24 protein-coding genes and 6 pseudogenes are annotated in these 21,685 nt (G+C 63.9%); 15 read left to right on the top strand and 15 right to left on the bottom strand.

What is annotated here, in order from left to right:
- Window positions 1-5: 5 nt before the first annotated feature.
- Window positions 6-544 (bottom strand): annotated as a pseudogene (locus C7W88_RS02095) (rRNA large subunit pseudouridine synthase E).
- An 8-nt stretch (window positions 545-552) separates the two neighbouring features.
- A complete protein-coding gene (locus C7W88_RS02090; RefSeq protein WP_118074517.1) occupies window positions 553-1,173 on the bottom strand; it encodes a glutathione S-transferase in 621 nt (206 codons plus the stop codon).
- A 127-nt stretch (window positions 1,174-1,300) separates the two neighbouring features.
- On the opposite strand from C7W88_RS02090, the gene C7W88_RS02085 reads away from it, so the two are divergent.
- Window positions 1,301-2,173: a MipA/OmpV family protein gene (locus C7W88_RS02085; RefSeq protein WP_118072322.1), complete on the top strand. Its 873-nt coding sequence runs from the start codon at window positions 1,301-1,303 to the stop codon at window positions 2,171-2,173.
- Between the two features lie 65 nt (window positions 2,174-2,238).
- Here C7W88_RS02085 and C7W88_RS02080 read toward each other — a convergent pair whose 3' ends face one another.
- Both C7W88_RS02080 and C7W88_RS02075 read right to left on the bottom strand, forming a co-directional pair.
- Complete coding sequence (locus C7W88_RS02080) at window positions 2,239-2,532, bottom strand: usg protein (protein WP_118072321.1); 294 nt, start codon at window positions 2,530-2,532, stop codon at window positions 2,239-2,241.
- 167 nt (window positions 2,533-2,699) lie between these two features.
- Window positions 2,700-3,322: pseudogene (locus C7W88_RS02075) on the bottom strand (YqaA family protein); the annotation flags it as partial.
- A 292-nt stretch (window positions 3,323-3,614) separates the two neighbouring features.
- On the opposite strand from C7W88_RS02075, the gene C7W88_RS02070 reads away from it, so the two are divergent.
- The 6 genes and pseudogenes from C7W88_RS02070 (at window position 3,615) to C7W88_RS02050 (ending at window position 6,831) form a co-directional block, all read left to right on the top strand.
- Window positions 3,615-4,085, top strand: coding sequence for a hypothetical protein (locus tag C7W88_RS02070; protein WP_205525237.1), 471 nt, complete (start codon window positions 3,615-3,617; stop codon window positions 4,083-4,085).
- Window positions 4,078-4,518 (top strand): annotated as a pseudogene (locus C7W88_RS22480) (terminase large subunit domain-containing protein); the annotation flags it as partial. The gene C7W88_RS02070 and the pseudogene C7W88_RS22480, both read left to right, overlap by 8 nt.
- Before the next feature lie 10 nt (window positions 4,519-4,528).
- Window positions 4,529-4,753: pseudogene (locus C7W88_RS23325) on the top strand (DUF2793 domain-containing protein); the annotation flags it as partial.
- Between the two features lie 6 nt (window positions 4,754-4,759).
- Window positions 4,760-4,933 (top strand): hypothetical protein, encoded by a 174-nt coding sequence (locus C7W88_RS22475; RefSeq protein ID WP_162895867.1) that lies wholly within the window; start codon window positions 4,760-4,762, stop codon window positions 4,931-4,933.
- A gap of 192 nt (window positions 4,934-5,125) precedes the next feature.
- Entirely contained in the window at window positions 5,126-6,211 is a 1,086-nt protein-coding gene (locus C7W88_RS02055) for an OmpA family protein (protein WP_118074516.1), read from the top strand.
- Between the two features lie 57 nt (window positions 6,212-6,268).
- Window positions 6,269-6,831: pseudogene (locus C7W88_RS02050) on the top strand (superoxide dismutase family protein).
- On the opposite strand, the gene C7W88_RS02045 reads toward C7W88_RS02050, so the two are convergent.
- The 7 genes from C7W88_RS02045 to C7W88_RS24510 form a co-directional block, all read right to left on the bottom strand.
- Complete coding sequence (locus tag C7W88_RS02045) at window positions 6,832-8,424, bottom strand: MFS transporter (RefSeq protein WP_118072319.1); 1,593 nt, start codon at window positions 8,422-8,424, stop codon at window positions 6,832-6,834.
- Entirely contained in the window at window positions 8,399-9,097 is a 699-nt protein-coding gene (gene queC / locus C7W88_RS02040; protein ID WP_118072318.1) for a 7-cyano-7-deazaguanine synthase QueC, read from the bottom strand. Before queC ends, C7W88_RS02045 begins: the two co-directional genes overlap by 26 nt.
- 67 nt (window positions 9,098-9,164) lie before the next feature.
- Window positions 9,165-9,593, bottom strand: a complete 429-nt coding sequence (locus C7W88_RS02035) for a hypothetical protein (RefSeq protein WP_205525236.1) — start codon at window positions 9,591-9,593, stop codon at window positions 9,165-9,167.
- Between the two features lie 148 nt (window positions 9,594-9,741).
- On the bottom strand, window positions 9,742-10,602 hold the full coding sequence (locus tag C7W88_RS02030; RefSeq protein ID WP_118074514.1) for an Hsp33 family molecular chaperone HslO: 861 nt from the start codon (window positions 10,600-10,602) through the stop codon (window positions 9,742-9,744).
- Window positions 10,603-10,659: 57 nt separating this feature from the next.
- Window positions 10,660-11,586, bottom strand: a complete 927-nt coding sequence (argF, locus tag C7W88_RS02025) for an ornithine carbamoyltransferase (RefSeq protein ID WP_118072317.1) — start codon at window positions 11,584-11,586, stop codon at window positions 10,660-10,662.
- Window positions 11,583-12,776 carry an aspartate aminotransferase family protein gene (locus C7W88_RS02020; RefSeq protein ID WP_118072316.1) on the bottom strand — a complete coding sequence of 398 codons (1,194 nt, stop codon included), beginning with the start codon at window positions 12,774-12,776 and terminating at the stop codon, window positions 11,583-11,585. Before C7W88_RS02020 ends, argF begins: the two co-directional genes overlap by 4 nt.
- A 171-nt stretch (window positions 12,777-12,947) precedes the next feature.
- Window positions 12,948-13,748: a cold-shock protein gene (locus tag C7W88_RS24510; protein WP_118072315.1), complete on the bottom strand. Its 801-nt coding sequence runs from the start codon at window positions 13,746-13,748 to the stop codon at window positions 12,948-12,950.
- 290 nt (window positions 13,749-14,038) lie between these two features.
- Between C7W88_RS24510 and C7W88_RS02010 the strand changes: the two genes are divergently transcribed.
- Genes C7W88_RS02010 through C7W88_RS02000 form a run of 3 tightly spaced genes read left to right on the top strand, consistent with a single transcriptional unit; the run spans window position 14,039 to window position 15,818 of the window.
- Window positions 14,039-14,473: a TIGR01244 family sulfur transferase gene (locus C7W88_RS02010; RefSeq protein WP_118072314.1), complete on the top strand. Its 435-nt coding sequence runs from the start codon at window positions 14,039-14,041 to the stop codon at window positions 14,471-14,473.
- Window positions 14,474-14,490: 17 nt separating this feature from the next.
- On the top strand, window positions 14,491-14,934 hold the full coding sequence (locus tag C7W88_RS02005; protein WP_240344768.1) for a hypothetical protein: 444 nt from the start codon (window positions 14,491-14,493) through the stop codon (window positions 14,932-14,934).
- A complete protein-coding gene (locus tag C7W88_RS02000; protein WP_118072313.1) occupies window positions 14,931-15,818 on the top strand; it encodes a sterol desaturase family protein in 888 nt (295 codons plus the stop codon). Before C7W88_RS02005 ends, C7W88_RS02000 begins: the two co-directional genes overlap by 4 nt.
- On the opposite strand, the pseudogene C7W88_RS01995 reads toward C7W88_RS02000, so the two are convergent.
- The 3 genes and pseudogenes from C7W88_RS01995 to C7W88_RS01985 form a co-directional block, all read right to left on the bottom strand.
- Window positions 15,815-16,503: pseudogene (locus C7W88_RS01995) on the bottom strand (SGNH/GDSL hydrolase family protein). The gene C7W88_RS02000 and the pseudogene C7W88_RS01995 sit on opposite strands and share 4 nt — an antisense overlap.
- A 104-nt stretch (window positions 16,504-16,607) precedes the next feature.
- Complete coding sequence (locus C7W88_RS01990) at window positions 16,608-17,807, bottom strand: aminotransferase class I/II-fold pyridoxal phosphate-dependent enzyme (protein ID WP_118074512.1); 1,200 nt, start codon at window positions 17,805-17,807, stop codon at window positions 16,608-16,610.
- A 67-nt stretch (window positions 17,808-17,874) separates the two neighbouring features.
- Window positions 17,875-18,114 (bottom strand): acyl carrier protein, encoded by a 240-nt coding sequence (locus tag C7W88_RS01985; RefSeq protein ID WP_039332481.1) that lies wholly within the window; start codon window positions 18,112-18,114, stop codon window positions 17,875-17,877.
- Between the two features lie 179 nt (window positions 18,115-18,293).
- On the opposite strand from C7W88_RS01985, the gene C7W88_RS01980 reads away from it, so the two are divergent.
- Window positions 18,294-18,878 carry a Pycsar system effector family protein gene (locus C7W88_RS01980; RefSeq protein ID WP_118074511.1) on the top strand — a complete coding sequence of 195 codons (585 nt, stop codon included), beginning with the start codon at window positions 18,294-18,296 and terminating at the stop codon, window positions 18,876-18,878.
- Window positions 18,879-18,881: 3 nt separating this feature from the next.
- Here the strand turns inward: C7W88_RS01980 and C7W88_RS01975 are convergent, their stop codons facing one another.
- The gene (locus C7W88_RS01975) at window positions 18,882-19,244 is read right to left on the bottom strand and encodes a response regulator (RefSeq protein WP_039332483.1); all 363 of its coding nucleotides are present in this window, start codon (window positions 19,242-19,244) and stop codon (window positions 18,882-18,884) included.
- A 56-nt stretch (window positions 19,245-19,300) separates the two neighbouring features.
- On the opposite strand from C7W88_RS01975, the gene C7W88_RS01970 reads away from it, so the two are divergent.
- The 4 genes from C7W88_RS01970 (at window position 19,301) to C7W88_RS01955 (ending at window position 21,684) form a co-directional block, all read left to right on the top strand.
- Entirely contained in the window at window positions 19,301-19,606 is a 306-nt protein-coding gene (locus C7W88_RS01970) for a DUF3572 domain-containing protein (RefSeq protein WP_118072312.1), read from the top strand.
- A 233-nt stretch (window positions 19,607-19,839) separates the two neighbouring features.
- Window positions 19,840-20,472, top strand: a complete 633-nt coding sequence (locus C7W88_RS01965) for an HAD family hydrolase (RefSeq protein WP_118072311.1) — start codon at window positions 19,840-19,842, stop codon at window positions 20,470-20,472.
- Window positions 20,469-20,936: a RidA family protein gene (locus C7W88_RS01960; RefSeq protein ID WP_118072310.1), complete on the top strand. Its 468-nt coding sequence runs from the start codon at window positions 20,469-20,471 to the stop codon at window positions 20,934-20,936. Before C7W88_RS01965 ends, C7W88_RS01960 begins: the two co-directional genes overlap by 4 nt.
- Entirely contained in the window at window positions 20,917-21,684 is a 768-nt protein-coding gene (locus tag C7W88_RS01955) for a glycerophosphodiester phosphodiesterase family protein (protein ID WP_118074510.1), read from the top strand. Before C7W88_RS01960 ends, C7W88_RS01955 begins: the two co-directional genes overlap by 20 nt.
- The last annotated feature ends 1 nt before the right edge of the window (window position 21,685 follow it).

Below are 21,685 nucleotides of genomic sequence, written 5' to 3'. Positions count from 1 at the left end.
AGGCGCTATAGCGCCCGCCATTCTCCGGGGGCGATGCCGTCCAGCGTCCAGTCGCCGATCTGCCAGCGGACGAGGCGCAGCGTGGGGTGGCCGACGGCTGCGGTCATGCGTCGGACCTGGCGGTTGCGGCCTTCGCGGATGGTGAGGCGCAACCAGCTGTCGGGGATGGATTTTCTCACGCGGATCGGCGGATCGCGGGGCCACAGCGCCGGGTCGTCGATGCGCTCGACCCTGGCGGGGAGGGTGGGGCCGTCCTTGAGCGTGACACCCTTGCGCAGGGCCTGCAATGCGGCCTCGTCCGGCTCGCCTTCTACCTGGACAAGATAGGTTTTCGGCAGCTTGTGGCGGGGGTCGGCGATGCGGGACTGGAGGGGGCCGTCGTCGGTCAGGAGGAGCAGGCCTTCGCTGTCATGGTCCAGCCGGCCGGCAGGGTAAACGCCCGGAAAGTCTATGAAATCCGCAAGCGTAGGCCGGGGCGGGCCGCTGCGTTCGGGGAGAACTGGCAGAGTACGCCGAAGGGCTTGTTGAACGCGATGAGGGCCATGCGGGGGCTTAGGCGCTTGATTCCTGGGCGGCAATCGCGCGTTTCCAACTCTCTCGGGCAGAGAGGAAACTCCAGCGGTCGCGCAGCGAACTCGGCACGAACTCTTCGAGACCGACCGACAGTGCGAGCATTATCGCGTATCCGACCGAGATATCGGCCATGGTGAACCGCCCGGCAGCGACGAATTTCTCCCCCATCATCGCTTCGGCATTGCGCAATCTTGAGCCGAACCATTCGGCGTAATCGCGAGCGATCTCGGGGCGGCGATCTTCAGGCTTGGCGAAGACCTGATAGCGCAAGTGGACTGTCTGCGGGAAGGTGAGCGTCGCTTCGCCCATGACGAGGAAGTTGAGGTAGGCGGCATAGCCATCCTCATGCGGGACGACGGCGAGGTCCGTGGGGCCGTACTTCGTGGCGAGATAGTGCGGGATCGCGACGCTTTCGGTCATCCGCACGTCGCCATCGATCAGGACCGGGATCGTGCCCAGAGGGTTGATGTCGTGCATGCCTTCGTGGCGGTGTCGTGGCGGGAAGGGGAGGGTGTGGAGCCGGTAGGGCAGCCCCATTTCCTCGAGCGCCCAGAGCGCGCGGAAGGAGCGGGCGTTCTTGCAGTGGTAGAGCGTGAGCATCGCCCGAGGATTGCGGGCCTGCGCCCGCAGCACAAGGGCAAGTTTTCGACACATTGCCGCAAAGTGCGGGTCGTGAAGGCAATCCATAGGACAGCACGGGTCGTTACTTACACTGAGGAGAATAAGGATGCGTGTCATTCGAGCGATGGTGCTCTCTGCCCTGGGATTTTCCTTGGCGAATCTGGCCCTGACGCATCCGGCGCTGGCACAGACGGCGCCTTCGGCCACCGCGCCCGCGCGGCCGGCGGGGCCGCCGATGGCGCCGCAGGGTTGGACGATGACCGTGGGCGTGGCACCGGTGTTCGGGATGGCGTGGCAAGGGTCGAAGGACACCGCGCTTTCGATCTTCCCGGACCTGCGGGTCAACTACAAGGACACGCTGTTCCTTTCGGTGCAGGACGGGTTGGGCTGGAACGCGGTCAATCAAGATGGCTGGAAGGCGGGGCCGATCGTGCGGGCCCGCTTCGGGCGGAACGAGGATGACGGCGGATCGCCGTTCCTGATCGCGGGAGGCAGCGACGCCCTGCGCGGGATGGGCGACGTGGACATTGCCGGAGAAGCCGGGGGCTTTGTCGAGAAGCGGCTGGGCGCGAAGAAGCAGTGGCGCCTGCGCGCCGAGGTCCGGCAGGGCTTTGGCGGGCATGAGGGCGTGGTGGGCGACGTGCTGGCGCAGTATTCGGGGCGTTCGGGCAAGGTGATCTATGCGGTCGGGCCGCGGGCGACCTTTGCCAGCGGCGATTTCATGCGGACCTATTACGGGGTGGATGGTGCCCAGGGGGCACGCACCGGGCTGGCGGTTTCGCGGCCTGACGGAGGGCTGGTTTCCTATGGGATGGGCGCCAGCCTGATCCGACCGCTCAGTCCGAAGCGGGCGGTGGCGGTGTTCGCGGGCGTGGACCGGCTGGGCGGGGAGCCTGCGGCGAGTTCGCTGATCCGCGAGCGCGGGCAGCGCACGCAGTTTTCGGTAGGTCTGGGGTATTCCTACCGGTTCGGGCTTTGATCTTCCGGGGGTGCGCCTTTGCCCACCCCCGACCCCTGCCGCCTGCGGGAGGGGGAAAGGACGCGTCAGTTGATCGAGATCACGCCATCGACGGCGCGCCATTCCTGCGGGCCGATCAGGTGGTTGTGGGCGATGCGGACCGAGTGGAGTGCGGCCTCGATTTCGCGCCGCCAGTGATCGAGGAAGCCGTGGAGGCGCGGGAAGCGTGGGGCGAGATCGTATTGCTGGAAGGCGAACATCTGCAGCAGGCTGGGGTGGTCCGGCAGGTAGTAGTGGATCTGGATGGTGGTCAGGCCGTAGCCTTCCATCTGCAGCCGGATGTCCTCCCCAAAGGTGTTGGCGCCAGTCACACGTCCCATGCTCTTCCTTCCTTCGTACTGGAAGGAGCATCGGCCGATTGGAGCGCGATGCTCCGACCTCATGCAAAGTCGCAGAAACAGTTACAACTGTGACGAAAATTCCTGAAGAAGCGGTGAACCGTCAAGAGGGTTGAAAAGCGTATTCCACAATCAGCGCGCGGCGATGGGGCGACCTGTTCGCACTTGGCCTTGGTATCGGACGGGCCGCTGCCGCCGAGCATCGTCGCGGCAATGAAGCCACCGACGACGAGCAGGACGAAGCCGACGGTGACGAGGCCGAGGTACTTGTCGATGAAGCGCTTGATCGGCGCACCGAACAGGCGGAACAGCACGCCGACAATCATGAAGCTGATCGAGCGGCTGACCACGCTGGCGAGGATGAACGGCACCAGCGGCATGGCGATGAAGCCAGCGGTGATCGTCAGCAGCTTGAACGGGATGGGCGTGGCGCCCTTGATCATGATGATCTCGACCCCGTATTCGCGCAGGTAGCAGGCCGCCTTGGGGAAGCTTTCGGTGAGGTGCAGCGCGGCCAGCAGCTGGGTGCCGACAGTATCGTACAGGCCATAGCCGATCGCATAGCCGAGCAGGCCGCCCAGCACCGAGGCGATCGTGGCAACCGCGGCGAAGCGCACCGCCTTTTTCGGTTCTGCCAGGCACATCAGGCCGAGCAGGGGGTGCGGCGGGATCGGGAAGAAGCTTGCCTCCATGAACGCGAACAGCGCGAGCCACCATTCGGCATGGGGTGCGCGGCCTTGGCCATGGTCCAATCGTAGAGGCGGCGAAGCATCGGAATCCCGTTCGTTGTTGCGGATGTGCGGATAGGGGAGGCGGGGGCGGAGTGCCAGTGGTTCTTTGAGTCTGGTTATGTCGAAGATGATAGATAACCTAATTGGCACTTTTTGATTGACTTTCCAGGCCAATTGAGTACATATCAAGAACATCGCAAGGCCGAATCGTTCTGACAGCGGGAACGGCGGAAGCGGTGGCGTCAAGAAAGCTCAATTCCGAAAGGGATGGTCCGCATGGCCAAGCCGAAAGTGCAGCCGGGTGCCGATGAGTCATGTGCGGAGGCCGCGTGCGTGGACGTTCCCCATGGGGAACTGGAACCTGCGCAGCCGCCGAAGACGAGGAAGAGCAACAGGCCGTGGCGACCGGTGTTCCTTGCCGTGCTGGCCGAAACATCGAACGTAACGGCGGCGGCGGCGGCGGCGGAAATTCCGGCATCGCGGGCGTACAAGGACAAGCGCGACGATGGCGAGTTTGCCGCGCGGTGGCGCGAGGCGCTGTGCGAGGGCTACGACCTGCTGGAGATCGAGGTGCTGCATCGCCTGCGCTTTGGCGAGCCGAAGGACGGCGCCAAGTTCGACAATGCGACGGCGCTGCGGCTGCTTTCGCAGCACCGCGACACCGTGGCGCGCGAGCGGGCGATCCGTGACAATGCCGACGTGGAAGCGGTGCGCAGATCGCTTCACGCCAAGCTGCTGCAGATCCGCGAGGAAGTGCATCGCCAGCGCCAGACGGCCGCCTGCGACGTGAGCGCGCATGGCTGAGCGGGCGATGCTGGACTGGCTGTCCGAAGCAAGCCCCGAGCGCATTGCCGCTTTCGTCGAAGGACTGGACGAGAAGGAGATTACCGAGTGGCCTTTTGACTGGCGGACCTGGGCGCGGGAAAACCAGCTTGCCCCGGACGACGATTGGCGGGTGTGGCTGGTCATGGCCGGGCGCGGGTTCGGCAAGACGCGACTGGGTGCGGAATGGGTGCGCGGTGTGGCCGAGACCGATCCGGAGGCACGGATTGCGCTGATCGGATCATCGCTCCACGAAGCGCGCAGCGTGATGGTGGAAGGCGAGAGCGGGCTGCTTTCGATCGGGGCACCATGGCGACGGCCGACCTATGAAAGCTCGGTCCGGCGCCTGACCTGGCCGAACGGGGCGCAGGCCTTCCTCTATTCGGCGGGCGAGCCGGAAGCCTTGCGCGGGCCGCAGCACAGCCATGCTTGCCGGGCAGGCGCAGAAGGAAACCACGGTGAACGAGGCACTTGCCTTGCTGGATCTTTGCGTGGCCGGATCTGTTCAGGGCGTTTTGAGCGATCCTCCGACCGCGCCGGCGGTCGGACAAGCATGGATCGTGGGAACCAGCCCGACAGGAGTCTTCACCGGCCACGCAAATGCAATTGCCGGCTGGACGGAAGGGGGGTGGCGCTTCGTCCAGCCAAGCATCGGCATGCGCAGCTATGACGTCCAGAACGGCGCGTTCCGCCTGTTTGACGGGGGCTGGACCCTTGCTGCGGCCCCGGACAGCCCCCAGGGTGGCGCGATTGTCGATGCCGAAGCGCGGGCGGCAATCGCAGCGCTGATCGAACTGCTGAAAGTAACCGGCACAATTTCAGACAACTGAGTGGAACCAATTCCCTTTAGCGGCATTTCAACCGGACATGAGGGCGCAATCACCGAGAATTTGCACTGCACAATGGAGTCAATCCGTTGTTTTCATGCAACACTCGGTGTGTTTGTCCGCTTGCATGACCACTTTGGAACCGGTAGACAACCTGCACGACGTGGCATGATGTCGCTAAAAGGGGAAACGATAATGCGGAAACTGGTCCTGGGCCTTGCCCTGGCGTCGAGTGCCTTGGCATCTCCTGCGTTTGCACGAGATGATTCTTGGTACGTCGAGGCCGATGCCGGCGCAATGAAGGTTGAAGATTCGGAAGCTCTGAACGGCCAGGTCGTTCTCAGCAACCATGATGGCTACGACTTCGGCGGCATCGTCGGTTATGACTTCGGCGGTTTCCGCCTTGAAAGCGAAGTCAGCTACCGTCGTGCTTACAACGACTCGGTCGATTTCGGCGGACAGACCTTTACCAACCCTCAGGGCCATGCGGATGCGTTGAGCTTCATGGTCAACGGCCTGCTCGATTTCGGTCCTGACGATGGTCTGCAGGGCTTTGTTGGTGGTGGTGTTGGCGTCGCTCGCGCCAAGTACTTCATCAACGCTGGCGGCACTGGCGGCAACGGTCCGGCTGTGGCGATCAACGATTCCGACACCGGCTTCGCATGGCAGGCTCTGGCTGGCATTCGTGCACCGATCAGCGATCACGTCGATGTTGGTCTGAAGTATCGCTTCTTCAACGCCGACAAGGTCGATCTGGTTGCTGCTGACGGCACCGCGGCTCGCACGCGCTTCCGTTCGCACTCGATCCTCGGTACGCTGAGCTACAACTTCGGTGGTGCTGCTCCGGTGGAAGAAGCGGCTCCCCCGCCGCCCCCGCCGCCCCCGCCGCCCCCGCCGCCCCCGCCGCCTCCGCCGCCGCCGGCTCCGGTTTGCAACAAGGGTCCGTACATCGTGTTCTTCGACTGGGATAAGTCGGACATCACGCCTGAGGCAGCAACGATCCTCGACAACGCGGTTACCGCTTACGGCAACTGCGCAAGCGTTCCGATCATGCTGGCCGGTTATGCCGACCGTTCGGGCACCGTGAAGTACAACCAGGCCCTTTCGGAGCGCCGCAACGTGTCGGTCCGTTCGTACCTGACCTCGCACGGCATTCCGGATGGTTCGATCACCAGCCAGGCCTTCGGTGAAAGCAACAACCGCGTGCCGACCGCCGACGGCGTTCGCGAACTTCAGAACCGTCGCGTGGAAATCACGTACGGTCCGGGTTCGGGCATGTAAGGTTCGGCTTTGCCGAAAAAGAACAAGGGGTCGGAGAAATCCGGCCCCTTTTTCGTTATGATCCTAAACAGATCGGAGACCGTTACGATGCTTTCCAAGGCCGCAATCCTGCCTCTCGCTTGCTCGCTTCTGTTGGGCGCGTGTGCAACGACGGATGAGATGGACAAGACTTCGACGCTGGCACGGGCCACGCTTGCTGACGCGGCGGGTGCTTCGGTCGGCACTGTCAGGATCGAGCAATCGGGGACCGCACTCTCGCTGGTCGCCGATGTGCGGAGCATGACGGCTGGCCAGCATGGCATTCATATGCACACAACCGGAAAGTGCGAGGCTCCCGGCTTCACGTCAGCTGGTGGTCATTTGAATCCGACCGCTCATCAACATGGTACGATGAACCCGGCGGGCCCGCATCTCGGGATCTTCCGAACATCACTGTCGCGGCTGACGGAACCGGGACACTCCGCGCGCCGCTCAGCGGTACAGCCGCCACAGTGCTCGCCAGCCTTTTCGATGCCGACGGCACCGCCATTGTCGTCCACGCCGGGCCGGACGATTACAAGACCGACCCCAGCGGCAACAGCGGCGGCCGCGTTGCCTGCGGCGTGCTTACCCAGGGCTAATCAGGCCAGGGTTTCCCCGGCAGCGCGCGCCCGCTGCTCCAGGCTGGCCAGCGCGCCGGGGACGCTGCGAATTGCCACGAAGAGAAGAACCAGCCCAATCGGCGCTGACACCAGCGTGGACAGCACCCCAAGCGACAGATCATCGCCGTTGGTCGCGGACACATAGCCTGCCATGAACGGCCCGAGCGCCAGGCCGACAAGCGTGGTCGCAAGGAAGAAGGTTGCCGTGGCAGTACCCCGCATGCGGGGCAGGACCAGCGACTGACTGGTCGCTGCGGCACCGCCAAGGGCGCTGCTCGACATCGTTTGTGCCACGAACAGCATGGCTACGAAAGTTGTGAAGCTTTCGGTTCGGAAGGCGATGATCATGGGAATGATCGGCGCGATCAGCCCGAACAAGGTCACCATGATACGGCCGGCGGAGTGGCGCTTGTACAGATGGTCGGCAATGCGGCCGCCGATGATCACACCGAGGAATCCGGCCAAGGCACCGGGCGCGCCGATGAACCACCCAAGATCACCCTTGGCGATGGCGAACACGCGCTCGGCGTAAGGGGCGGCCCAATAGGATGTGGCGTACGAAGTGAATGCCACCATGCCGTATCCCAGCGTCGTGCACAGGAATGCGGGCGTGCCCCAGATCAGGCGGAAGGTCGGCAGGTCACGCGCCCGCAGGGCACTTGCCCAACTGTAGATCGCGTAGAGGCCGACCCCGACGAAGATCCATTGCTGCCGGGTCGACCGTCCCAGCAGCGAGGTCAGAGCGTAGACGCCACCGGCAATGACCACGGCTACGGCAAGATTGGCGATCAGGGCCAAGGGGCCGCGCCGCGCCGCACCGATCAGCGTCAGCGGCGGGATCACCGTCACGAGCTCGGCGAAGAACCCCTTGAAAGGGCGCTCCACGCTCGGCGTTGGCAGTCCGTCGATGGCGCCGCGAATTGGCTCGCGCAGGGTGGCTACCAGCAGAGCCAGAAGCACCCCGGGCAGGCCGACCGCCATGAACGCCGCCTGCCAGCCGACGAGGCCGAAGGGACCGCCTGCGGGATACGCGGCGTTCCATTTCTCGACGATAAGGCCGCCCACCAGCAGCGACAGCCCGCCCCCCAGGAACAGGCCTGAGGAGTAGATCGACAAGGCGGTGGCGCGCAGCCGTTGCGGAAAGTAGTCCGAAATGAGCGAATAGGCAGCAGGGCTCGCCGTCGCCTCTCCGACACCGACCCCGATGCGCGCGGCGGTAAGCTGCCCCCCGGTCCGCGACAGGCCCGAGACCGCCGTCATTACCGACCACAAGGCCAGCCCGGCACTCATCAGCCGGACGCGGTGCCAGCTGTCGGCGAGACGACCCAGAGGAATCCCGAACAGGGAATAGAACACCGCAAAGGCAGTTCCATACAGGAAGCCGAGGTCTGCGTCGGTAAGCGACAGGTCCTTCTTGATATCGTTGGCCAGAATCGAAAGGATCTGACGGTCAACGAAATTGAGGACGTAGACCAGCACCAGAATGCTCAGGACGTACCAGCTGTACGCAGTCGCTTCCTGCTCCTGATGGTGCGTCTGGTCCGTGCTAGTCGCTATACCGGGTTCCGTCATTCAGGCCTGCCTCTTCAAACCCTGCGCGTCGCAGGCGACAGCTGTCGCATACGCCACAGGCTTTCCCATCCGGAAGGGGATCGTAGCAGGACCAGCTCTGGCCAGCGTCGAGCCCCAGTCGCGCTGCTTCCTGCGCGATCTGTGATTTCTTGAGGTGCTGGAGCGGGGCGTGGACGGTGACCGTACCACCCTCGCTGCCGATCTTGGTAGCGATCCGCGCCAGGCCTTCGAAGCCTTGCACGAACTCGGGCCGGCAATCGGGGTAGCCGGAATAGTCCAGCGCGTTCACGCCGATGAAGAGGTCCTTCGAGCCAGCAGCTTCGGCCCAGGCCAGCGCGAGCGACAGGAACACGAGATTGCGGGCAGGGACATAGGTAACCGGGATATCGTCGCCCACGCCGTCTTTGGGGACGTCGATATCCGCAGTCAGCGCAGAGCCGCCGAACTGGCGCAGGTCCAGCGGCAGGATTACGTGGCGCTCCACACCAACGCGCTCCGCGATCACGCGCGCTGCGTCGAGTTCGATGCGGTGGCGTTGGTTGTAGTCGATCGTCAGTGCAAGGACGCGGAAACCCTGCTCCTTGGCCAGGCCTGCGCAAACCATCGAATCGAGTCCGCCCGAAAGGAGAACGACTGCGAGTGGGGCTTGGGCGACTTCAGGGCTTTGCAACATTGCCAATGGGCTAGCCGTGCCGTCGGCCCGATGCAATGGTCTCGCGCGTAACTTTATGCTTCCTGCCTCAACGCGGGCACGGACCGAGCCGCCGCACCTCTGCGACGAAGTTGAATGGCAGGCCTTTGTCGATGCCTTGCGTTTCCAACTGCGCAAGGCGTGGGTTCTCGAAGCGGACCCGGGTGTGGCCATAGCCACCGGCCGGACAGGTGTACTGCACTGTCACCATATTGGGCGCATCGTCGATGACAAACCGCCGGCAGGCCTCGCCACGGTGGCGCACTTGGATAAGCTTGCGGCCATTGTTCACGCAGAGCTGAACGGTATCCGCGTCGTCGCGGGCACGCACTTCCCACAGCCCCGGCTCCAGCCTGTCAAGCATGGCAAGGGCAGGCCCTTGCGCAACGCCGGAAGTCGCGGCGAAGGCGGCAACCGCAATCGCTGACAGGACTGTGGGGCGACCAAGGCCGCGCAGCGGGATCAGGCGTGATGACATGAAGCTCTACTCGCACCCATGAGCGCGGGCGTCTGTGCCGTTGCTCACTCGATGCTGGATCATATCACGGCGTTTCGCGCGGCGGAACGGTCTGCGTGCGCGGCCAATTGTGAAAAGTGCTGTCACATTTCGGGCCAGGACCGAAAAGTCAGTCGAGGTCGATCGCAAATTCCCGCGAACAGAACGCGCAGTCAACCACGATCAGCCCGTCGTCATTCTCCATTTCCGCGCGCTCGGAAGCGGCGAAACGAGAAAGAATGTCGCGATAGTGTTCGATCGTGCAACGGCATCCGCGGGTGAGAGCCGTCCCGGTCTCGGCACGGATCTCCGGCTCCTCGTGGAACAGGCGCCACACCACGCTTTCAAGATCGAGCGCCGGATCGACAAGTTCTGCCTCGCTGATCGAGCCACCAAGGACAGAGACATGCTCCCACTCGGGATGGTCCAGCTGCACGTGCAGCCGCTCGCGGCCCTCCTCGCCCTCGGGCAGGTGCTGCAGGAGCAGTCCACCGGCGACACAGGCGCCGGGCGTATTGCTGACGCCGATGCGGATCAGCGTGGGAATCTGTTCTGACTGGAAGAAATAGCTCTGGCACGCTTCGGCCAGCGAATTGCCCTCAAGCGGCACGACGCCCTGATAGCGTTGGCCGGTGGCGGCAAGATCAAACGTGATTGCCAGATAGCCTTCGCCGAACAGGGAGAACAGCGAGGGCACCGGGCCCAGTTCGTCAAGCCGCGCGCGGTCATGCCGGACGTAGCCGCGAAGCTCGCCGTTGCGATAGTCGCAGACCAGCAGGTCGACGATGCCGTCCTGCGTCTGTGCCTGCAGCGTCAACTGGCTGTCCTCGCCCTTGAGCAGCGATCCCAGCAGGGCAGTGATCGTCAGCGCTTCGGCCAGGAGGTGGCGGATCGGCGCGGGATAGGCGTGGGCCGAAAGGATCGTGTCTAGAACCGGGCCCAGCCGCACTGCCCGGCCGCGCGCATTCTTGTGCGGCAGGGTGAAGTGCATCACCGTATCGAAACCGGTGGACGGCTGGACCTGTTCACTCACTTTACGTCACATCCTTCAAATCTGGCCGAACACCCAGCGCAGGACAGACTTCTGCGCGTGAATGCGGTTCTCGGCCTCATCCCATACGACCGAGCGGGGACCGTCGATCACCGAGTCTGTGACTTCCTCGTTGCGATGCGCGGGCAGACAATGCAGGAACAGGGCGTCGGCCTTGGCGTGCGCCATCAGTGCATCGTTGACCTGATACGGCTCCATCGCGGCCAGCTTGGCTTCAGCATGGGCTTGGCCCATCGAGATCCAGGTGTCGGTTACGACCACGTCGGCCCCGCGCACGGCCTCGATCGGATCGCGGACCACACGGATGCCGCCGCCGCTCAGCGTTGCCGCCTCGATCATCGCAGCGTCGGATTCGTACCCTTCCGGAACGCCGATGCGAACGTTGAACTTCATCAGCCCCGCCGCCTCAACGATCGAGTTCAGCACGTTGTTGCCATCGCCCAACCAGGCGACTTCAAGACCGGGCAGGGCCTTGCCGTGCTCGATCACGGTCAGCAGGTCCGCCATGATCTGGCAAGGGTGGGACAGGTCGGTGAGGCCATTGATCACCGGAACGCTGGCATAGCGGGCCAGTTCCTCGACCTTGGCATGATCGTCGGTGCGCAGCATGATCGCATCGGCCATGCGGCTGAGGACGCGTGCGGTGTCGGCGATAGTCTCGCCCCGGCCGAGCTGCGTCGTCCCGGCATCGAGGATAAGAGCCGAGCCGCCAAGCTGCCGCATGGCAATGTCGAAAGACACGCGGGTGCGGGTCGAGTTCTTCTCGAACACCATGGCCAGGACGCGGCCGGCCAGTGGCGCATCTGCGTCCGGCTGGCCCTTGGGAAGGGCGGCGCGCGCCGCCTTCCGGTCAATCGCGTCATTCAGCATGGCGGCGATGGAATCGCCGCCCGCATCGGTGAGGTTGAGAAAATGCCTGGTCATGTAACCGGTGCCTCCAGCGCATAGCTTGCCGCAGCGGCAGAAAGCCGCTCCATGAACTCGTCGATGTGGCTGTCGTCGATCACCAGCGGCGGGATCACGCGGACAGTGTTGTCACCCGCCGAAACGGTCAGCAACTGGTGGTTATCACGCATGTGGGCCACGAACGGACGCGGCTCGACCTTCATCATGAGGCCGAGCATCAGGCCACGCCCGCGCACGCCGATGAACAGGTCCGGGTAGTTGCCGATGAACTGTTCAATGCGCCCGCGCAGCCGCTCACCCTTGGCGCGCACGTCGCTCAGGAACTCCTCGTTGGCAACAACGTCGAGCACCGCTTCGCCCGCTGCCATGGCCAGCGGGTTGCCGCCATAAGTGCTGCCGTGCGTGCCGGCGACCATGCCGCGCGCCGCCTTTTCGGTGGCAAGGCAAGCGCCCATCGGGAAGCCGCCGCCGATGCCCTTGGCCGTCGCCATCACGTCGGGCGTGATGCCATACTGTTCGTAGGCATAGAGCGTGCCGGTGCGGGCAACACCGCATTGCACTTCGTCGAAGATCAGCACGAGGTCATGCTCGTCGCACAGCGCGCGCAGGCCCTTCAGGAACTCGTCCGATGCGTCGCGGATGCCGCCTTCACCCTGGATTGGCTCGACCAGGAAACCGGCGGTATTTGGTCCCATTGCCGCCTTGGCGCCTTCAAGGTCATCGAAATCGACGTACTTGAAGCCTTCGAGCAGGGGCAGGAAGCCCTTGTGCATCTTCTCCTGATTGGAGGCGCTGATCGTGGCCATGGTCCGGCCGTGAAAGGCGTTCTTGAAGGTGATCAGCTCGTACTTGTGGTCATTGCCCACCGCCGAGTGATAGGCGCGCGCGGTCTTTATCGCACACTCTACCGCTTCGGCGCCCGAGTTCGTGAAGAACACGGTATCGGCAAAGGTCAGGTCAACCAGACGCTGCGCCAGATGCTCGCCCTGCGGACTGCCGTAGAGGTTCGACACGTGCATCAGCGTTGCGGCCTGTTTCTGGATCGCGCCGATCAGGTGCTCGTGCGAATGACCGAGCAGGTTCACCGCAATGCCGCTGGCGAAATCGAGGTAGCGGGTGCCGTCCTCGGAAATCAGGTGGCAATGCTCGCCTCGCACCGGACGCACGCCGCACCGGGGGTACACGGGCATCAGCGGGGTGATCGACATAGAGCTCTCCTGTTCAGTCACGAATGTTTCCGGATGGCGCAACAATACTGCGCAAGCCAGATAGAAAAAGGGGAATCGACAAACGACAAATGGCGGCCCTTCAGGACCGCCATCTGTGCGCGTATGTGTTGCAGGCCGCCGGTCAGACTACCGGAAGCGATGCAATCGGGATCAACCCTGAATCGGCACCAGGTTGACCGCCGAGTGCTTGCCTCGTCGATCGACCTCGAGGTCGAATTCCAGCTTGTCGCCTTCGTTCAGCTCGCGCAGGCCCGAGCGTTCGACAGCACTGATGTGCACGAACGCGTCCGGCTGGCCGTCATCACGCGTGATGAAGCCGAAGCCCTTCATCGCGTTGAAGAACTTCACCGTGCCGGTAGCCTTTTCGCCAGTCAGCTCACGCTGCGGGGCAGCGGGCTTCGAAGCGACGGGGATGACATCGCCGACGACCTGAAGGTCTGCAGCCGAAATCTTGCCGCCACGATCGACGAGGTTGAATTCCAGCGTCTGGCCTTCAGCCAGGCCTTCGAGGCCGGCACGCTCGACCGCGCTGATGTGGACGAACACGTCCTCACCACCGTCTTCGCGCGAGATGAAGCCGAAGCCCTTCTGGCCGTTGAAAAATTTGACGACGCCCTTGCCGGTGCCGACAACCTGGGCAGGCATGCCGCCGCCGCGCGGGCCGCCGAAGCCGCCACCGCCGCCGCCACGCGGGCCGCCGCCGAAGCCGCCACGATCGCCACCGCCAAAGCCGCCGCGATCTCCACCACCGAAGCCGCCACGATCGCCGCCGCCGAAGCCGCCACGTCCGCCACCGCCACCGAAGCGATCGCCACCGCCGAAGCCGCCGCGGTCACCATAACCGCCGCCGCCAAAGCCGCCACCGCCGCCGTAGGGATCAAAACCGCCTTCGTCGCCGAATCCGTCGCGCTTGTCTCTGCCGCGACCGCGCCGCCCTCTGTCAAAACCCATAGAAATCAATAGACCTTCAATCCGCCCCAACCTTCACGGCACCGCAGGCCGGACGCGGGAACCGGCGGCGCGACGAGGGAATCAGTGCCGGACTCAAGAGGCCGGACCTTACCTTTGCGGCCAAGACTATAGAGCAAAAACACAGGACCGCTAACGGAATCGACAAGTCAGCCACAATTCGCCTCGAAAACTGTGGCATTTGTGCCGATCCGCCAGATCAAGCGTGCGCTACTTGCCGCCGGGCGATGCTTTGGGCAGAAGCGGAGCACACAGATTGTCAGGACACCACGATGTTTCGCAAGATCGACGACAAGACTTATGCCAGCCCCCAGATCGGCCTCGCCGAAGTGGCCTATGCCAAGGCGCTGGGCATCGGCATGATCATCAACAATCGTCCTGAAGGCGAATCCGACGATCAGACGCCCGGTGCTGACATCGAAGCGGCCGCACGGGATGCCGGAATCGCCTACGTCGCGATTCCGGTCAGCCACGCCGGCTTCTCGATGCCGCAGGTCGAGGCGATGCAGGCAGCCTTGGCGCAGGCAGGCGACGCCCCGGTACTGGCCTACTGCCGCTCCGGCACCCGTTCGACCCTGCTCTGGGCGCTGGCGCAGGCCCGCTCGGGCCTTGATCCGGACGAGATTGCCGCGAGTGCGGCTGGCGCCGGATATGACATTTCGCCGATCCGGGCGACGGTCGACATGCTCGCCGGGCAGGCGGGATAACTTGCTCCGGGGGCGGCGTGAACACCCTGATCGAGACCGCGCTGGGCAATCCGGTCGTGGCCAAGGGATTGCAATTGCTGGGATCGCTTCTGGCGATCCTCGTGCTGGCATGGCTGGCGAGACGCATGCAACTGGGCGGCGATCCCCGCATTCATGGCGCGGACGAGGCGCGCGCTCTGGCCGAGGATGCGATCTGCGGCTTCGATGCGCAAGACGTCGTGGTCGACCGCGCCGGCATTGGAGCGCTTGCCCGCGACACGCTCGGCCGGGTACTGCTGATCCGCCAGCACGGCAGCCATTTCGCTACCCGACAGTTGACCAGCCACGCCGGAGTCCGGCTCGACGGACGCTTTCTCACCATCGCCACCGATGACCGACGTTTCGGCACGGTCACTCTTGACCTTGGCGATCAGGCGCAAGTCTGGGCTGCCAGCCTCCGTCGTCTCGGAGCGACCGCATGAAGCCGATTGACGTTGTCACTTATGCGGTGCCGTTCTTCGTCATCATGGTCCTGGCCGAGATGATCTGGGCCGCACGCCGCGCGCCCGAGAAATACGAACCACGCGATACCTTGACCAGCCTTGCGCTGGGCCTCGGCAGCACCGTTGCGGGAGCACTGACGGCTGGCGTCGTCTTTGCTGCGGCGATGTGGCTCTACGACCACCGCGTGGCCACGGTGCCGTTCGCGTGGTGGGCGTGGATCGCCTGCTTCGTGCTCGACGATTTCAACTACTACTGGGCCCATCGCACCGGCCACCGCGTGCGCTGGTTCTGGGCGAGCCACGTCAACCATCACTCGAGCCAGCACTACAACCTGTCGACTGCGCTGCGGCAGACCTGGACCGGGTTCTTCGCCCTCTCCTTCGTGTTCCGCATCTGGCCGGCGTTCCTCGGTTTCCATCCGGCGATGCTCGTCACCGTCGGCGGCGCCAACCTGATCTATCAGTTCTGGATTCATACGGAGGCGGTTCGTCGCATGCCGCGCTGGTTCGAGGCGGTATTCAACACGCCATCGCACCACCGCGTCCACCATGCCACCAACCCGTTATACCTCGATCGCAACTATGCCGGGGCGCTGATCGTGTGGGACCGCCTGTCTGGCACGTTCCAGCAGGAGCGCGATGATCTTGCGATCCGGTATGGCATCGTCAAGCAGTTGGGCAGCTTCCACCTGCTGCACGCCGCGTTCCATGAGTGGCGCGGGATGCTGGGTGACTTCTGGCGCGCGCCCTTCCGGCACAAGCTGTCGTACCTGGTGCGCGAGCCGGGCTGGAGCCATGATGGCAGCCGCGAAGGCTCGGACGCTATCCGCGCCCGCTGGCTTGAGCGCAACAGCGCCGACTAGCGCTTCTTTACGGCGTTCAGCTTCTCGGCTTGGGCAATTGCTGCCTTGGCGATCGGCTCCATCACCGCATAGCCCTTGGCGTTGGGGTGGATCCCGTCCGGTGCAAGTTCGGGATTGATCCCGCCCTCGGCATTGACCAGCGCCGAGTGATAATCCGCGAAGACCGCGCCGCGGGCCTTGGCATAATCCTTCAGCCAGGTGTTGAGCGCAACGACCTGCCTTGCCGGGACAGCGCTGGTTTCCACGGGAACTTCGCCGCCGGCAGGATGCTGCCGATCACCACGGCGATGCCGTTGGCCTTGGCGAGATCGACCATCGCCGCCACGTGGTTCGTGTACATTTCGGGGCTGTTCGGACCAGTGTTCCCGGCAAGGTCATTGGTACCGATCATGATGTGCACGACCTTGGGCCGCAGGCGCACCACGTCCTGATAGAACCGCACCAGGATCTGCGGGCTGGTCTGCCCGCTGATCCCTCGGCCGACAGCACCTGCCACGAACAGCGACGGTGCCAGGCCAACCCAGTTCTCGGTGATCGAATCGCCGATGAACACCACGCGCGGTGCCTGAGCCAGCTGCTTGTCGGCCTCGGCATAGCGGCATTGCCAGGCCCAGTCGTACTGTCGCACATAGGGGTGGCCGAAGAACAGGCCGCGCGTGTCGGTCGGGCAGGGCTTTTCGATCATGCCGTCCCCCGGCGGCGTCACCACCGGCGGCGAAGCGGCAGGGCGGTTCTGCGCCCATGCCGGGAATGCCGCCAGAGCCAGAACCGCTGCCAGAACCAGCCGCATCAGATGATCCCCACGGCCTTTCCGGCGCGCTCGAACATGCCGATGATCGTCTGCACCTGATCTGCCGAATGCTCGGCACACAGCGAGCAGCGCAGCAGCGTCATCCCTGCAGGCGTTGCCGGCGGACGGGCCAGGTTCACGTATAGACCTTCGTGCAGGAGCGCTTCCCACATCGCTGCGCCACGTTCCAGATCGGGCATGATCACCGCGATGATCGCGCTTTGCGCTTCGCTGGTGCCCAGTTGGAAGCCCTTGTCGCGCAGGCCCTTGTGCAGGGTCTTGGAATTTTCCCACAGGTGCGCGCGCTTGTTTCCGGCGTGCATCAGCTTGCGGATCGATGTCGCAGCAGTGTGCACCACGCTGGGCGGCAGCGAGGCGGTGAACACGTAGGGACGGCACACCAGACGCATGATCTCGAACTTGGGATGGTTCGAAACGCAGAAGCCGCCGACCGTGCCGACCGATTTCGAGAAAGTGCCGATCACGAAGTCGACATCGTCAAGGCAGCCCTGGTCCTCGGCCACGCCGCGCCCGTTGGGGCCGATGAAGCCCATCGAGTGCGCCTCGTCCACCAGCACCATCGCGCCATGCGCCTTGGCGACGCGGATCATCTCCTTGAGCGGCGCAATGTCGCCCAGCATGGAATAGACACCTTCGAGCACCACCAGTTTGCCTGCGCCTTCCGGCACGCGCTTCAGGCGCTTTTCCATGGCCTCGATGTCGTTGTGCTTGAACGGCACGACTTCGGCATCGCCCATCTTGCAGCCGTCCCAGATGGAAGCGTGGCTGTCGATGTCGAGGATGATGTAGTCACCCTTGCCGGCGATCGTGCTGATGATGCCGAGGTTGGCCTGGTAACCGGTGGAGAACACCATGGCATGGTCCATGCCATAGAACTCCTTGAGCGCTTCTTCGCAGGCCTTGTGCCCGGCATATGTGCCGTTGAGCACGCGGCTACCGGTGGTGCCCGAACCGAAATCATCAAGGGCCTGCTTGCCCGCCGCGATCACGTCGGGGTCGAAGGTCATGCCCATGTAGTTGTAGGTGCCGAGCAGGATCGTCTCGCGCCCGTTGCACACCGCAACGGTCGGGCTGATCACCCGCTCCATCACCAGGTTGAACGGGTCTTCCACACCGCCCGCCAGCAGCGCGCGGCGTTGTTCGATCAGCGGGTCGAACTTCGAAAACAGGTCGGTCATCTTCGATCTCATCCTGAAATCCGCACTGCACCCGCTCAGGACGTGCGGCTGTGCGCGGACGTTGGCCTCAGCCCTGGAGCTTCGTCACCGCATCGATCAACTGGCCATAGGTCTCGATCTCGGCTTGCTGGTTCATGCTGATGATGATGTCGAAGTCGTCCTCGATGGCCGCGACGAAGTCCATCACCGTCAGGCTGTCCCACTCAAGATCGCCGGCAAAAGTGGTCGCTTCGGTAATTGCGATGCCCTTCTTGTTGAAGGGTTCGATCAGTTCGGCGATCTTTTCGGCGGTTGCGGCGCGATCCATCAATTCTTCTCCAAGGAGCAGGAGAGGCCCCCTGCCAGACGATTAAGGCCGAAAAGCGGCCAATGCCCCCGCTTGTCAAGCACGCTGCCTCTGTGTCATCCCCGGAAATACGGATAACCGCACAGAACGGCGCCCAGAACGGCGCCCAGAACGGCGCCCAGAACGGCGAGGGGGGAATGATGGCACAAGGCGATGAACAGGCCGAACAACCGCTGGCCGCCCCATCGATGCCGTCACCCTCGGGATACTCAAATCACGCCATTCACTTGGTGCGCACCTCGCAGCAGATCAATCTGACGCTGAGCCAGATGGCCGATGCCAAGGCCTCGATCCTGATGGGCGCGACGTTCCTCGTATTCACCATCGCAGTGGGGCAGGCGAAGAGCGGTGCGATGCCCTGGTCGCTGGGGGTGCTGGCGCTGTTTGCGTTCATTTCGGCGATGTGCGCGGTGTTTGCAGTCCTGCCCTCGGTCAGCAACCCCAGGTCTGCAAAGCTGAACGACGGCAAGCCCAACAAACTGTTCTTCGGCTACTTCACCCACATGGACGAGGGCGAGTGGGCCGATTCCATCCTGTCCGAACTGCGCGCCGATGAAACCGTGTTCCGCACGATGTTGCACGACATTTACCAGAACGGGCAGGTCCTTCAGCGCAAGAAGTACAAGTACCTCGCCTACGCCTACAAGAGCTTCATGGCGGGCCTCTGCCTGACGGTGCTGACCTTCGTCATCGAGCACGCAAGCAGCGTTGCAGCGGCGATGTAACCTTCAGACCAAAGCGTTCACCGCCACCATGAACGGCCCGATCGATACCGGCTTGGCAAGATAACCTTCGGCCCCCGCAGCGCGGATCGTCTCTTCATCGCCCTTGCCGGCATAGGCGGTCACTGCAAGGATTGGGATCGCCTTCAACTCCTCGTCCGCCTTGATCGCCTCGATCAGATCGATGCCCGAAACGTTCGGCAGCTGGATGTCCATGATCACCAGATGCGGCATGAACAGCCGTGTCTTCTCGATCGCCTCGCGCCCGTCGGCCACCGGCTCCACCTCGAAACCCTTGGCGCGCAGCAGGTCGCAGAACAGCTTGCGGTTGAGGTCGTTGTCCTCGACAACCAGAATTCTTTTTGCCACTGACACGCCTGTTTTACGAAAGCTGACGGCGCCACCCTTATTGCCCGCGAAAGGCCCTGACAATCATCCGCGAGCCTTCCTCCCCCGTCGATCCCGCCGCGCTGGCGTTGCAGGCTCTCGGCTGGGTCCTCTCCGATGGTGACCGTGCCGAGCGCTTCCTGAGCCTCACCGGCCTCACGCCGGATGAATTGCGGGCGGGGCTCGGCGATCCGGCGATGCTCGGCGCTGTTCTCGATTTTCTCGCCAATCACGAGGCAGACCTTGTCAACGCGGCCTTCGCGCTCGACATCTCGCCCGAAACCCTGATTGCCGCCCGGAAGGAACTAGGCCGTAAGTTCGAGGATGGCACCTTCGAGGTTTGAGGCAAAACGGCCAGGTGCTAGGAAGGAGGGCGCAGTAATATGTCGATATTTCAAGACCGACTGACGCGGCAGATGGCCGTTTTGGTCAAATCCCGAAGGGACACCAAAATGGCTTCCATCTCGAACCGAAATTTCCTTGCAGGGGCAACCAGCCCCTGCGGCAAAAATTTCGGCCCGATATGTTCGCCATTTTGGTGCCTCGAAGGTGTCATCCTCGAACTTACGGCCTGCTCATGAGTAGCCGCCCCCTGATCGTCAGCGATTGCGACGAGGTGCTGCTGCACATGGTCGCCCCCTTCCGTGACTGGCTGGGCGAGGAACAGGGCGTCACCTTCAAGATGGACAGCGCCGATTTTTCCAAGGCGATGCGCTACGCCAAGGATGGCGAGCTGGTGCCGCCGCAGGAAATCTGGAATCTGCTCAACAAGTTCTTCGACACCGAAATGTATCGCCAGCAAGCCATTGCCGGCGCTGTCGCCGGGATCAACGCAGTCGGGAAGGATGCCGACGTGGTGATCCTCACCAACCTCAACGATCATCGCCGCGACATGCGCGCGCAGCAGCTGGCCGATGTCGGCATCAACGCCCGCGTCTTCACCAACCAGGGGCCGAAAGGCCCGGCGCTCAAGGCGATCCTTGACGAGTATAACCCCTCGCGCGCCCTGTTCATCGACGATTTGCCGCAGCACCACGATTCGGTCTCGCAATTGACGCCGGAGGTGATCCGCCTGCACCTGTGCGGCGAACCGCTGCTCAGCCCGCATATCGACTGCGCCCACAAGGCCGGCCACGCCCATGCCCGGATCGACGATTGGGAAGCGGCGCTGCCGTGGATTCTCGAACAAATACATGGAGAAGATTCGTGACCGATTCCGTTGAAGCAAAGCTGGCCGCCCTCGGGCACACGCTGCCGCAGGCCGCCGCGCCGGTTGCGGCCTATGTGCCGACGGTCGAGGCGAACGGCATGCTCCACGTTTCGGGCCAGTTGCCCTTCATCGACGGCAAGCTGGTCACCGGTCGTCTCGGCGAGAACGTGAGCCTCGAGGACGGCACCGCTGCCGCGCAGGCCTGCGGCTTGATGATCCTCGCGCAGGTCAAGGCGGCACTCGGTTCACTCGACCGGGTCGAGCGGGTGGTCAAGCTTGGTGCCTTCATCAGCTCGACCGCAGACTTCACCGACCAGCCCAAGGTCGCCAACGGCGCGTCCGAACTGATGGCGGCGGCGTTCGGCGATGCCGGCAAGCATGCCCGCAGCGCGGTTGGCGTCCCTGTCCTGCCTTTGGGCGCTGCGGTCGAAGTCGATGCTGTCCTTGCTGTTCGCCCTGCTTGACCGCTTTCTGGTCCCCGCGCCCGATCAGGCGCGGGTGGGCTGGCTGCGCGGCGTAAGCTACGCCCACCGTGGCCTGCACGGAGCCGGCGTCCCCGAAAATTCGCCTAGCGCCTTCGCGCTTGCCATCGATCGGGGCATGGGCATTGAGTGCGACGTGCAGCGCACGGCTGACGGTCAGGCGGTCGTCTTCCACGATTGGGACCTCGATCGCCTCACTGTCGAAACTGGCGCGGTGATAGACCGCCGCGCCGATGCGCTGGCCAGGATTCAGCTCTCGGGCAGCACCGATTGCATCCCGACCTTGCAAAGCTTTCTGGATCAGGTCGGCGGCCGCGCGCCGCTGCTGATCGAAGTCAAGTCGAAGCGTGAAATCCGGGTCGCGCCGTTGTGCCTTGCCGTGCGGCGCGCGCTCGAGGGCTATCGCGGTCCGGTCGCGGTGATGAGCTTCGACCCCCGCGTCAGCCGCTGGTTCGGTCGCCATTCCCCGCGCATCGTTCATGGACTTGTTGTCACGGAAGAGGGCAAGCGCACTGTGTTCGCCGCGCTCAAGCTGCACCTCGCCTTCTGGCAGGCCCGCCCGCAGTTCCTCGCCTGGGACGTGCGCGACCTGCCGAGCAAGTTTGCTGCCACCCAGCGCAAGCGCGGCTTCCCGGTCCTCACCTGGACCGTCCGCTCTGCCGAACTCGCCGCCCGCGCCGCAGACTGTGCCGATGGACCTATTGCCGAGGGCGCAGGCGTCGGGGCATGAC

Origin of the sequence: Novosphingobium sp. THN1, from assembly GCF_003454795.1 — a bacterium.
Lineage (GTDB): Bacteria > Pseudomonadota > Alphaproteobacteria > Sphingomonadales > Sphingomonadaceae > Novosphingobium.
This window is presented reverse-complemented; position numbering and strand designations above follow the sequence as displayed.